This is a genomic window from Acinetobacter sp. UBA6720 (assembly GCF_002454215.1).
Lineage (GTDB): Bacteria > Pseudomonadota > Gammaproteobacteria > Pseudomonadales > Moraxellaceae > Acinetobacter.
On record NZ_DKIK01000062.1, the window covers coordinates 41,015 to 54,341 of the forward strand.

The 13,327-nt window shown below is 40.6% G+C and carries 9 protein-coding genes and 1 pseudogene; 1 reads left to right on the forward strand and 9 read right to left on the reverse strand.

Annotation, left to right across the window (positions count from 1 at the left end):
• Positions 1–433: 433 nt before the first annotated feature.
• Positions 434–1,672 carry a poly-beta-1,6-N-acetyl-D-glucosamine N-deacetylase PgaB gene (pgaB, locus tag B4F08_RS05140; protein WP_291373580.1) on the forward strand — a complete coding sequence of 413 codons (1,239 nt, stop codon included), beginning with the start codon at positions 434–436 and terminating at the stop codon, positions 1,670–1,672.
• Here pgaB (B4F08_RS05140) and pgaD read toward each other — a convergent pair.
• From pgaD to B4F08_RS05185, 9 genes and pseudogenes are all read right to left on the reverse strand, one after another.
• Positions 1,572–2,132 (reverse strand): poly-beta-1,6-N-acetyl-D-glucosamine biosynthesis protein PgaD, encoded by a 561-nt coding sequence (pgaD, locus tag B4F08_RS05145; RefSeq protein ID WP_086208074.1) that lies wholly within the window; start codon positions 2,130–2,132, stop codon positions 1,572–1,574. The two genes, pgaB (B4F08_RS05140) and pgaD, sit on opposite strands and share 101 nt — an antisense overlap.
• Positions 2,119–3,393: a poly-beta-1,6-N-acetyl-D-glucosamine synthase gene (gene pgaC, locus B4F08_RS05150; RefSeq protein ID WP_291373582.1), complete on the reverse strand. Its 1,275-nt coding sequence runs from the start codon at positions 3,391–3,393 to the stop codon at positions 2,119–2,121. The genes pgaD and pgaC overlap by 14 nt, the downstream gene beginning before the upstream one ends.
• Complete coding sequence (pgaB, locus tag B4F08_RS05155; protein ID WP_291373584.1) at positions 3,393–5,228, reverse strand: poly-beta-1,6-N-acetyl-D-glucosamine N-deacetylase PgaB; 1,836 nt, start codon at positions 5,226–5,228, stop codon at positions 3,393–3,395. The genes pgaC and pgaB (B4F08_RS05155) overlap by 1 nt, the downstream gene beginning before the upstream one ends.
• Positions 5,228–7,681 carry a poly-beta-1,6 N-acetyl-D-glucosamine export porin PgaA gene (pgaA, locus tag B4F08_RS05160; protein ID WP_291373586.1) on the reverse strand — a complete coding sequence of 818 codons (2,454 nt, stop codon included), beginning with the start codon at positions 7,679–7,681 and terminating at the stop codon, positions 5,228–5,230. The genes pgaB (B4F08_RS05155) and pgaA overlap by 1 nt, the downstream gene beginning before the upstream one ends.
• 213 nt (positions 7,682–7,894) lie before the next feature.
• Positions 7,895–8,785, reverse strand: coding sequence for a succinate--CoA ligase subunit alpha (gene sucD / locus B4F08_RS05165; RefSeq protein ID WP_291373587.1), 891 nt, complete (start codon positions 8,783–8,785; stop codon positions 7,895–7,897).
• An 11-nt stretch (positions 8,786–8,796) separates the two neighbouring features.
• On the reverse strand, positions 8,797–9,963 hold the full coding sequence (sucC, locus tag B4F08_RS05170; RefSeq protein WP_110974368.1) for an ADP-forming succinate--CoA ligase subunit beta: 1,167 nt from the start codon (positions 9,961–9,963) through the stop codon (positions 8,797–8,799).
• A gap of 176 nt (positions 9,964–10,139) precedes the next feature.
• On the reverse strand, positions 10,140–11,576 hold the full coding sequence (lpdA, locus tag B4F08_RS05175; protein WP_086208080.1) for a dihydrolipoyl dehydrogenase: 1,437 nt from the start codon (positions 11,574–11,576) through the stop codon (positions 10,140–10,142).
• Positions 11,577–11,634: 58 nt separating this feature from the next.
• A complete protein-coding gene (odhB, locus tag B4F08_RS05180) occupies positions 11,635–12,849 on the reverse strand; it encodes a 2-oxoglutarate dehydrogenase complex dihydrolipoyllysine-residue succinyltransferase (protein ID WP_291373591.1) in 1,215 nt (404 codons plus the stop codon).
• Positions 12,850–12,865: 16 nt separating this feature from the next.
• A pseudogene (locus B4F08_RS05185) lies at positions 12,866–13,327 on the reverse strand (2-oxoglutarate dehydrogenase E1 component); the annotation flags it as partial.

A 13,327-nucleotide genomic window follows, 5' to 3' on the forward strand; every position in this document is an offset into this window, starting at 1 on the left:
AGCTATTCAATAAAATAGCGATCGCAAGCAATACGAAATATCCATGACATTGGCTTTAGCTACAATCCTCACTGTTTTTGTTCAACAGCTTCAGCAGCTTATGGCCATACAATGGATTTCTTGCATCAGTCATTTTTTGAGCTGTATTGAAATCACAATGAAAGTTCCTTCTCCTTTGTAAAGGAGAGGGCTAGGAAGAGGATTTATAAGAAGAATCCGCCTTCATTCTAAGCTTTTCAACAAGAGAGAAGTGACGTTCAACACTTATTTTATTGCCAATGAATGATCATTCTTTGACATTTACAAGACCTCTAATGCCTTGCGGTTTAATCTACCTACAAATTTAAGCTCACACAAGCATACATAAAAACGCCCCTCACACTTGGCTTTTCGATTACAGTATTTATTCATACTCTGTTTTTCATGAAACACCATGGTTTATTTTTTAAAGCATAAAAAACTGAACATATTACTCACCTGTATAACCACACTGCCCCTGTTCGCATGTAATGTTATACATCAACCAACGCCTCCCGTTCTGATCAAAAACCACCCAATAGATACCATTGTTGCAGAGTATCAAGCACAAAATATTCAACTTTCTACCGCAACAAAAATTGATCAGATGCGCATTATGCATATTGATCTAGACTATGTTTTCGACCCCAATAAAAAACAGCAACAGCAAAATATTCAAACCTTGATTTCTCGCATTCAACAGATTCAGCCGAATACCATTTTTCTACAAGCTTTTGCCGACCCAGATGCTAATGGTTCAGCAGACCAAGTTTATTTTGAAAATAGACATATTCCAACGCGTGATAATTTATTCCCGCAAGTTTTGCGCGAAATTCGACAACAAACTCAGGTAAAGCAAGTCTATGCATGGCTTCCTCTCATAGCATGGGAATTTCCTCGACAAGACCAATTACAATATGTGGAAAATAGTCAAAAAGTGTCAAATGCTTATATTCGTATCAGCCCCTTTGACCCTAAGAATATGAAATTGGTTACTGAGATTTTCAATGATTTTATAAGCAGAAATAAAGTCGACGGCATTTTGTACCATGACGACATAACCCTTAATGATCATGAAGATGTATCTATCGTAGCCGAAAAAATGTATGGAGCATGGGGATTTAAAGATCTATCTATGCTCCGTGATCCAAAGCACCCTGAACAGTTTAAATTTGCACAGTATAAAACTGCTTATTTGGACCAGTTTGCAGCAGGATTAAGCCAAGTTTTAAGAAAACAGCAGCCGAATTTACTCACTGCTCGTAACATGTATGCACCAGTTGTGCTCAATCCAAAGAGCGAACAGTGGTTTAGTCAATCCCAAGCCAGTACCCTAGCCTATTATGACTATAATGCAATTATGGCGATGCCTTATATGGAGGATAGTCCGAATCATCGTCAATTTTACTTGGACCTGATTGCTCAGGCCAAAAAATACGACCCAAACTTGGATCGTACTATTTTTGAACTTCAAGCCATCAACTGGAAAAATAATCAGAAAATTTCCAGCTCTGAGCTCGCTGAAACCATGCAGTTACTTAAACAACACGGCGTTAAGCATTTTGGTTATTATCCAGATGATTTTGTACAACAACATCCACACGCAGTGGCTTTGAATCCAGTGTTTTCGCCTGATCATTTAGATCATAAGTAGTCAGTTCACCATCCTCACTGTAGTGTAAGGTAATGTTGTCTGCATATTGCAAACGTTTAATATCTGTCGTGCTGACACGAAAACTATGCGCAAGTTCAGATGGCATGACATTGCTCGGAAATAAGCGCTTTTCATTATTATGAAACCGATACCAATTATAACTCGCCCAAATAAACAGACACAGAATGAAAAACGTAATCAACCCTGTTAAATGAAACAGATTCAAGGGCTTCCGTGGCATTTCTGCCACAATCAATTGCTCATAAACCAAGCTTCCTTCAAATAACCAAAACAGAACTGTGAGTAATGGTAAAAACAACCACATCCACGTGATCCACCCAAGCGCCAACAGACTATAACCTGCTGTTTTATTTCGAACATATTCTGGTCGGTCTATATAGCTAGGGATGTCTAGTAAGTTTTCATCAGTAATTATTTTAAAGTTTTCAGTTTTTTGCATCTTTGGTCTCTCCTCTAAAACCACGGTCTGGACTCACCCATCGAGCACGCTTTTGCGTTTTCAATAAGGTTTTCGGTACAGAAACGACCGTTGTCATCATGGTTAACAGCCAAAAGAACAGTGGATACCAAATCACCCAAAAATAATTTCTCAAAATACGACCACGATCATATCGGTTATCAATCATCAAACTGACAAAGAACTGAATAAGGCAGGTAACCCCTAAAATCACCCCATACCACTGCGGGATAAAGGACTGAATCGCCCACTCGCCAGGTAATGGAAAAAACAAACCGTAGAGATATAAAATAATGATACCGAACATCACGTAGGCCCAGAGGATACTGATCATAGACTCAATCGCGACTGGCCACATACGGCGTAAACGCCAGTTAAACATTTGTTTGCTATAGGCCAATAAGACCTCTATTCCACCTTGCGCCCAACGTAAACGTTGCTTCCATAAGCCGATAAAGGTCTCTGGCATATAAATATAGCCGAGTGCATTTGGCACATAGTGCAGATCCCAATGGTCAAATTGCAAACGCCATGACACATCAATATCTTCAGTAATCATGTCGTCACGCCAGTATCCAATACGATCCAAAGCAGTTTTACGGAATCCGACCAATACCCCAGACACTGTAAAGATCCGACCATAAGTCCGTTGTGAACGTTTAATGAGACCAATAATAGATGAGAACTCACCGACCTGAATTTTGCCTAAAATACTTGAACGGTTGATAATTCGAGGGTTCCCCGTCACAGCCCCCACACGTGGAAATCGTGTTAAATGGTGCATCATCCATAGCACAGCATGTGGGTGCAATAAAGCGTCACCATCTATACAAATCAGATATTCATACTGACTGACCATAGCTCCCGCTTTTAGTGCATAAGCTTTTCCTTGGTTTTCAGCCAGATGCACCACACGTAAACGTGAGTAGGTTTGCTGTAACTCATCTAGAATTTCAGCGGTTTTATCGCCACTGCCATCATTAATCGCAATCACTTCAAAGTCAGGATATTGCGTTTGCATAGCGTATTTAATGGTTTCTCGAACTTGATCTTCTTCATTGAAACAAGGAATCAAAATACTACAGGCATGCTCACTTGGTTGTGGAACATCATTCTCCCGATATTCACGTTTTAAATAGAACCATATTCCGCCTGCAATCCATAGCCAAGCCATAAAGAGTGGATATAAAAATGCAAAACCAAAATAGTAGTCGCTAAATCTTAAATTAAATAACCATTGCATTATTTTTTCTCCAAAACTTTTTGAGTAAATGGATCGCGGTAATTCAATGGGCTGCTATTTAAACTCAGCTCAGGATAAAAATTTTGATGAATCACCTCCGCAAGATTAAAGCTGTAATTATTTACACCTACTTTTTGAATCGCTAAACTTCTCAGTTGTTGATAACTCTTTTTGAGCTGTTTTACCTGTTGGGTGCTAAGCGGAGTTGGGACATTAAAGCTCGCAATCAAATACTGCTGCTCTTTTTCATTCAAAGTTTTAAGTTGTTTAACAAAGGCATTAAATACCTCTGGTTGTTGGATAGGATCTAGCTCAACATAAAGAAAATCTGCATACTCTAAGGTATAGTCTAATAAAGGCTTTAAACCGTCTAACTGGGTTTGTTCTAAATTAACTTTCAGTGCTGTTTGGTAATTATTACTGATATTGGCATAGTACTTTGCCTGCTCCTTGGTTCGCTCTTTGATTTTAAAGACGCGATTTACTTGAGCTTCGCAATTAGGAGTCCATTTTTGCTGACCGATCGCGCAGTCTAGCATCGAACCCGTATCCAACATTAACCCTTCAATCGAACTATTATTCTTTACCAAGTCAGCCGTCAACATCGCAAGGTCTACATTCTGTTCAGTTTCCAAGCTGATTGGGAGCTCGGCATAAACACGGTTAGCAATACGTGTCCGTGACTGCCATACCACACGATTCAGCATATCTTGCTGCATTTTCAACTGCCGATTGGGGAAATATGCAGCATCAATTTTTCCATCACCGTTGCTATCTGACACGGCTTTAAGAATCAAGGTATTGGTTTTTAAACCATCGACACGATCCAATAACTGTCCGAGTTTCTGATTAAACTGCTCATTATCGGCCGATTGCATTTCTGCTAAATCAAAACGTAAAAAACTCTTCCGCTGTTTATAAGGTGCTCGGACATAATTCAAAAACTCCAACATTTCCTGATTAATCATTTCAGGTGTTGGGTTATCCATAATCAAAGCACGTTGATATGTTTTTACCGAGTCTGCCAGAGGAGCAAGACTACCTAAACTAAAAGACATCGGTAAGCCTGCTTTAGCTGCCAATTCTTCACTTTCCGCAGTGACTGCACCATAAGGCCAGAAAATAGCGCGACTATTTATAGCCAGCTCACGATCTAATACCTGTTTTGATTTTTTTAAGTCGGCAACCACCCGACTGCGATATTCAGCCTCTGTTTCATAAGTTTTTTGTTTTTCAAAATATTGACGAGTAATGGCTGCTGGTTCCATATTTTGCTGTGGGTTCGCCAAAATGCCACGGTGTAAATTATCAGAGTGAGATACAAATTCAGCATAACCTGATGCAGCCATTTCACGCATTTGTGGCCATGTCATTAAGTTGCCTACACCGTATGCCTCATAGGCATCTTTGGTATTACCATTAATCCAGCTGGTTGGTATTGCAAATACTGCTGGCATTTTATACTGCTTTAACAGTGGAAAAACCCGGTTATAACTACTCAATGCCCCATCATCAAAAGTTAATAGTAAAGCCTTGTTAGGTAATATTTTTTTTCCCTGTCTTGCCAGCCAAATATCTTCTAGACGAATCGGCTGCCATCCTTCACGCTGTATCCATTCTAGATACTGCGCCAGATTTTTGGTGCTAATCGCGTACACATCACGATCACCACTTTTTGCAACATCATCCCGTACATCATGAAAAGTTAAAGTCACAAACTGATTATCTTGTAATTTAATTTGTTTAGGTTTTTGCAATTCTGCATATGAAAGGTTTGGAACAACAAGTGTTCCCGTTAAACTCATTGCGATTAATATATTGATGAATTTTTTCATTAGAAGCGCCCCTCAAAGCCAATCACCCCATAAGTACGTTTCTCAGAATCACCATCATAAGGATGGATTCCCCAACCTATGCCGTAATTGAGCTTCCATGTTCTCGACAGTTGCCAATCATGTTGGTAATAAATGTTATAAATTGCTTCTGCCGAATAGTCTTTTTGCTTATACGTCCCTACACTTGCTTCAAAGTGCTGACTAAAATGGCGATCATAATGACGCCATGTCATCCACTCATGCTCTAAGCCGACTTCTAAACTGTAATTCGACTCAGGATTAAAATAATCCACGCGGACATCATCATTTTGACCGTAATAGCCCCGTAAAATGGCTTGCGTAATATGATGTGGTGCTTGATAAATCTGTTGCCTAAAATAGGCAGCCACTTCTTGGCGCGTATTGTTATCATCAATATCCGTCAGTTGATAAGTTGCCCCTGCCTTACGAGACTCATTCTGCTGCCAGTCAAAACCCAAGCTGTAAGACTGTCCTTCATCACCATTGCGTATAGCTTGTAAGGGAATATCGGCTTGGCTGTTATAAGCCAAATGATAGTTCCAATGATCATTCAACCACTGTGACCATTGTAGTTCAGCACCTAGACGATCTCCGTTTGTAGTCTGCGATAATGCAATACTTGCTGATTTTCGTTTTGATGCCCATTCAAGTCCAAGTCCAATCCGATTATCTTTCACCTTGCCGTCATCAAACTCAGACCAACGATAGTCCTGCATAGCATAAGCACGATAGTTATCATAAAACCAAGGGCTATTCAGACGCGTTTGATGCTCGCGCTCACGCGAACCTTTTAACTGCCCAAGTAAGTCACGACTGTCAGATTTGCTTTTTGAAAGCATACTTTGGTGCTGAATAGTTGGTCGATTACGGTCATTCAACTCTTTCTGGCTAAGTCGAACCCCTGTATCTAAAGGTGAGCGTTGCATTAAATCTGCATTCTGAGCACGCCAAGCCTGAATATTTCCAAGAGCTTGATTATTTTGCATATGGTTAATACGCGTTGCCTGATCAATCGGCTCTACCCCTTGTAGTTGGGATAAGTTACTTTCAGATAGTTTTGGTTTTTCTCGCCAACGCTGAATTAAAGCAAGATTGTTTTGATAACTCACATTATTAGGTGCTTGTGCCACCAACTGCTCAAAATAATGTTCAGCTTTGGCATGTTCATTACGATAGGCATAGTTCAGACCTTTTAAACCCAAATATTCAAAACGGTCATCGTGTGTTGTTCTATTTACACCTTTTGCATTGCTGTATTTAAAAGTCGGTAATAAATGATCCATCTGAACAATCAACTGATCAGCTTGCTTAAACTTTTCTTGTTCAATCAGAGAATAATACAAACCTGCATAGACGTCGTAATTAGGATAATTTTTTTCTAATAGTAAACTGCGATAATACACTTCCGCTTGCTTAGGCTGACGCAATCTCAAATAACTGTCTGCCGCAGCATGACGTACATAAGCAGGCATATCCGCAATTGGCAAATTCACTTTTTTTAATTCAGCTAAAACCTCATGAGATGCTTGTCGTGCATTTAAAGCATAGCTGTAGTCATAATAAAACTTGCGATGAAGCGCCTGATCTTCGGGTAACTCAGTTTCATAACGCTGCATTGCCGCAATCAATTGATCAAGCTTGTTATAGGCTTGCATACCTTGATCACGATAGGTCAACATACGCTGGGACTGAATTGCATTTTGGATACGTTGAGAAAACTCATTAAGCTTTACACTATGACGCAAGTTTGGACGTAATTCATTTAAACCATGACTTTGAATATATTCCTCAGCTTCAACATAAGCACTATTCACCATCAGGGCTAAAACATATTGCTCTTGTAGATCAGGATTGACCTGTTGGTTCAGTGCTGCCTCTGAGCTTCCCAATGCTTCAATCGGCATACTCAGAACGCGGTAGGCATATGACATTTGTGCTAAATAGTCAGGGCTGAGTTGTTCTGTTTTGACTTGTGCCAGTAATTTTTTTGCTTGAACCGTTTGTCCAGCCTCTGCATTTAATACAACTTGCCACACTAACCATTGCTGTTGTTTACTCTGTTGGTAAAACATTTCAGCCCAGTTTGCAGCGGTATTGAACTGTCTTAAATCGCGCTGAGCCTTCACAACACTTAACCATGCATATTCAGGAAAACGTTGAACACTAATATCTTGTAAATGGGCTAGATCTGATGCAGTTACTTTCTGATGCGCATAGGCACTGACCATATAGTCTGCAATGAGCTTTTGATTTTGTGGTTGTTGTGCCAATAAAGCCCTTAACCGTTCGAGACCTTGATCAACTTGACCTGATCGAATCAAAACAACACTCTCTTCTCGGAGTTGATCAATGTTATCTGCTGCTTGCAAAAGTGTTACAGGGCAAGTGCTAGCTAAAATACAAATCATCCATATTGGCTTTTTATAATTCATATACTTTTCACACTATGTAAATAAATATCACCACATAATTAAATTATGTGACTTCAATCACATTGTATTTTCGTAGTAAGTGAAATCCAACCAATTTTCGTCATGAAAAATGTAAGAAAAACGGAGATTTTTTACGGGACTCTATTAGATATGTCTATGAAATAATAGAAAAATCCCCAATTTTGGGGATTCTCTAAAGCTTTAAGTCTGTGCTTAAGCCAAACCTTTCTCTTTAAGTACTTGTAACATTGTAGAGCCTAATTCTGCGGGACTACGCGTGTAAGCCATTCCTGCTTTTTCAAATGCCACGAATTTTTCTTCAGCAGTCCCTTTACCACCCGAAATAATTGCTCCAGCATGTCCCATACGTTTGCCCTTCGGCGCTGTTACACCTGCGATATAACCAACGACAGGTTTAGTCACATGAGACTGAATATATTCAGCTGCTTCTTCTTCAGCAGTACCACCAATCTCACCAATCATAATGATTGCTTCAGTTTGCGGATCGTCTTGGAACAGTTTCAAACAATCAATTTGGTTCATGCCTGGAATTGGATCACCACCAATACCGATACAAGTTGATTGCCCTAAACCCAGTTTCGTCGTTTGTGCAACCGCTTCATAGGTCAAGGTACCAGAACGTGAGATAATTCCGATCTTACCAGATTGGTGAATATGACCTGGCATAATCCCGATTTTACATTCACCTGGTGTGATAATGCCTGGACAGTTTGGACCAATCAAACGCGTACCATTACCATTGGTTTCAAGATAACGCTTAGCTTTGAGCATATCTAAAGTCGGCACACCTTCGGTAATCACCACAATCAGTCCAACACCTGAGTCCACTGCTTCAATAATTGAATCCAAGACAAACGGTGCTGGGACATAAATCACAGTTGCATCTGCACCTGTACCAGCAACTGCATCTTTCATCGTGTTAAATACAGGTAAATCAAGGTGCGTTGTGCCACCTTTACCAGGTGTTACGCCACCAACAACTTTTGTTCCATAATCCAGCGCTTGTGCTGAGTGAAAAGTACCATTTTTACCTGTAAAACCTTGTACCAATACTTTGGTGTCTTTATTAATTAATACGCTCATATTGATACTCCTTACGCTTTTACTGCAGCAACGATTTTTTCTGCGGCATCTGACAAACCATTTGCAGAAATAAGTTTTAAACCTGATTCATCAAGTAATTTGGCACCCAATTCAGCATTGTTCCCTTCTAAACGAACAACCACAGGCACAGTTACATTTACTTCTTGAACCGCTGCAATAATCGCTTCAGCAATCATGTCACAACGTACAATTCCACCGAAGATATTAATCAACACCCCTTGCACAGAGGTATCAGCCAAAATAATTTTAAACGCTTCAATTACACGGTCTTTGGTTGCGCCACCACCCACATCAAGGAAGTTCGCAGGTTGCCCCCCGTAAAGTTTAATAATGTCCATAGTGGCCATCGCAAGGCCTGCACCATTGACCATACACCCAATGTTGCCTTCAAGTGCAACGTAGTTCAGGTCAAATTCAGATGCTTTTAACTCGCGTTCATTTTCCTGCGATTTATCTCGTAGCGCCGCAATTTCAGGCAAACGATATAAAGCATTTGAGTCAATCCCAACTTTGGCATCTACACATAAAATATCGCCATTTTCACGTACTGAAAGTGGGTTAATTTCAAAAAGAGCAAAGTCATTTTCAATGAAGGCTTGATATGCCGCAGACATCACTTTGACGAATTGATTTACTTGTCCATCCTTCAAATTCAACTTAAATGCAACTTCACGTGCTTGGAAAGGCTGTAAGCCAACCAAAGGATCAACTTCTACTTTGATAATTTTTTCTGGGGTTTCTTCTGCAACTTTTTCAATTTCAACACCACCTTCAGTCGATGCCATGAAAGTCACACGACGGCTTGAGCGGTCAACCACAGCGCCTAAATACAGTTCACGCTCTACAGGATAAACATCTTCCGCGACAAGCACACTGTTGACAGGTTGACCATGGCTATCTGTTTGATAGGTAACGAGGTTGGTCCCGATGATGCTCTTTGCATATTCTGCAGCTTCTGTTGCTGACTTAACAACTTTTACACCACCTGCCTTACCACGGCCGCCTGCATGCACTTGTGCCTTCATTACAGCAAACTTGCCGCCCATTTGTTCAAAGGCTTGAACTGCTTCTTGTGGAGTGGTTGCAAGTACGCCTTCTTGGACTGGCATACCATACTTTTTCAATAGCGCTTTAGCTTGATATTCATGTAAATTCATCGACTAACCTTTTTATTACTACTTATTTACTTTTTGTTGCACCGAAGCTGTTTACTATCACAGTAAACATTTTGGATTTTTAAAAAAACTTCTTCTCTTTATTTTTAGATGATTCTGCAAAATAAGACAACCACCTGAAACAAAAAAGAGCGACCGTAGTCGCTCTTTTTTTTATCTTATTTGCGTTTACGCTGAATTGCGTGAATCGCTCGACCATCCACTGCTAGTGCGGCTTCATGAACCACTTCTGAATAAGTAGGATGACCAAAAGTCATCAATTGTAAATCTTCAACAGAAGATACAAACTCAAGTGCAATCATACCTTGGTGAACAATATCAGAAGCACCTGGGCCAATGATATGCATACCTAATAGACGGTCAGTTTTTGCATCTGCAACAAACTTCACAAAACCTGCAGATTCATTCGCAGCTAAAGCACGACCATTTACAGCAAATGGGAATTGTCCAGTTTTAACTTCATGACCTTTTTCTTTGGCTTGTTCTTCAGTCAAACCAACCCACGCCGCTTCAGGGTGAGTATAAATCACAGAAATGATGGTGTCATAGTTTACTTGAGCAGCATGACCATGCATACGCTCAACCGCCATTACACCCTCTTCCATTGCTTTATGCGCAAGCATTGGACCACGGACTAAGTCACCAATTGCATATACGCCGTCAACAGACGTTGCACACCAATCGTTTACTTCAACTAGACCGCGCTCAGTCAACTTAATACCTGAGTCTTCAGCCAATAAACCTTCAGCATAAGCTTTACGACCTACACAAACGATTAACTTATCGAAAGTTTCAGTTTTGTCTTCACCCGCTTGGTTGTATTGAACAGTCACTTCACGACCGTTGATTTCAGTACCAGCAACTTTTGCACCGATACGGATATCTAAACCTTGTTTAGTCAAAAGCTTTTGGTAATCTTTTGCCAACGCTTTATCAGCCATTGGTAAGAATGCATCCATTGCTTCAAATACAACAACTTCAGAACCTAGGCGACGCCACACTGAACCAAGTTCAAGGCCAATAACACCTGCCCCAATGACACCAAGACGTTTAGGAACTTCTTGGAATTCTAATGCGCCCGTTGAATCTACGATAAGATCTTCATCAACTTTAGCCACTGGAATATTTACAGGAACTGAACCCGTTGCCAAAATGACAAATTTAGGTTCCAAAACTTGTACTTCACCGCCATCTAATGGTGCAAATTCAACTTTTTTACCTGCAAGTAATTTACCAGTACCTTGTAACCATTCAATACCATTACCTTTCAGTAATTGAGCAACGCCACCTGTCAAGTTATCTACAACTTTATCTTTACGCGCTAAAAGTTTAGCAAGGTCAAGTTGTACATTCTCAACTGTGATGCCATGAACGTCTAAGCCATGGAGTGTATCTTCATAATGATGTGAAGAATCAAGCAATGCTTTAGAAGGAATACAACCCACATTTAAGCAAGTACCACCTAAAGATGGTTTACCTTTGTGTACACGTTTTTCGATACACGCAACTTTGAAACCAAGCTGCGCAGCACGAATCGCTGCTTCATAACCGCCAGGGCCGCCGCCAATTACAACAAGATCAAATTGTTGAGACATGTTTATCTCCAAAAATGGGCTTAGAGGATCGCCCTAAGCCCATGTTTTATTCTTTAGATTAAAGGTCAAGGATCAATTTAGCTGGTTCTTCTAACAATTCTTTAATTGTTACAAGGAAGCCTACCGCTTCTTTACCATCAATTAGACGGTGGTCATAAGAAAGTGCTAAATACATCATCGGTAAGATTTCTACTTGACCATTGACAGCCATTGGACGCTCTTGGATTTTATGCATACCCAAAATCGCTGTTTGAGGCGTATTTAAGATCGGAGTAGATAATAATGAACCAAATGTACCACCATTGGTAATCGTGAACGTACCGCCAGTCATGTCTTCGATACCCAATTTGCCATCACGTGCTTTATAAGCGTAATCACGGATACCATTTTCAACTTCAGCATAGTTCATACGGTCTGTATCACGAAGCACAGGTACAACTAGACCACGCTCAGAAGATACTGCTACACCGATGTCATAGTAACCATGGTAAACAATGTCATCACCATCAATTGAAGCATTAACCGCTGGATAACGTTTAAGTGCTTCAGTTGCTGCTTTAACAAAGAAAGACATAAAGCCAAGACGAGCACCATGACGCTTTTCAAACGCATCTTTATATTGTGCACGCATTTCCATGATTGGCTTCATGTTCACTTCGTTAAACGTAGTCAACATTGCAGTTTCTTGAGTTGCAGCAAGCAGACGCTCAGCAACACGCTTACGAAGACGTGTCATCGGAACACGCTTCTCAACACGCTCACCCACAGCAACACTTAAAGGCGCTGCAGCTGGAGCTGCTGGTTTAGTTTGATGATTTGCTACATCTTCTTTCGTGATACGACCACCACGGCCTGTACCTGCAACATCTGCTGCTAGAATACCAGACTCAGTCAATGCTTTACGTACTGCTGGTGCTTGATCAGCAACTTGAGCACGTTCAACAACAGGCGCAGCACCTGCTTGAGTTTGTGCAGCAGCAACTTCTACTTTCGCTTCAGACTGAACAGCTTCAGTTTGTGCCGCGCCAGATACAGCACCTTCTTCAAACTCTGCAATCACTTCGTTTGAAAGAACAGTGTCACCTTCAGCTTTAATGATGGATGCAATTGTACCGTCAGCAGGAGCAACAACTTCTAAAACAACTTTGTCAGTTTCAATATCACAAATCACTTCGTCACGTGATACTGCTTCACCTGGTTGTTTGTGCCAAGTTGCAATTGTTCCGTCAGCAACTGACTCTGGGAATACCGGTGCTTTAATTTCGGTTGCCATTACTAAGAATCTCCTGTTATTCAGCTACGATCGCTAAAGCGTCATTTACGAGCTGAGCTTGTTGTTTTGCATGCAAATATGGTGAACCACAAGCCGGTGCAGCAGAAGCTTCACGACCTGCATAACTGATACGTACTGGTTTCGCAGATTTCATTACATCATCATATAGACGCGGTGCAATGAATAACCAAGCGCCCTGGTTCTTCGGCTCTTCTTGGGTCCAAACAATATCTTTCACATTTGGATATTGAGCAAGAACTTCAGCAATACGTTGTTCAGGGTATGGATACAATTGTTCAATACGAACGATTGCAGTGTTATTCAACTCTTGCTCACGACGTTTCTCAAGCAAGTCGTAGTAAACCTTACCACCACAAAGCACTAAACGTGTTACGTCTGCTTTGTTTATGTTGTCGATTTCATCAATCACAGTTTGGAATGTACCATTTGCAAGTTCACTTAAAGTAGACGTTGCAAG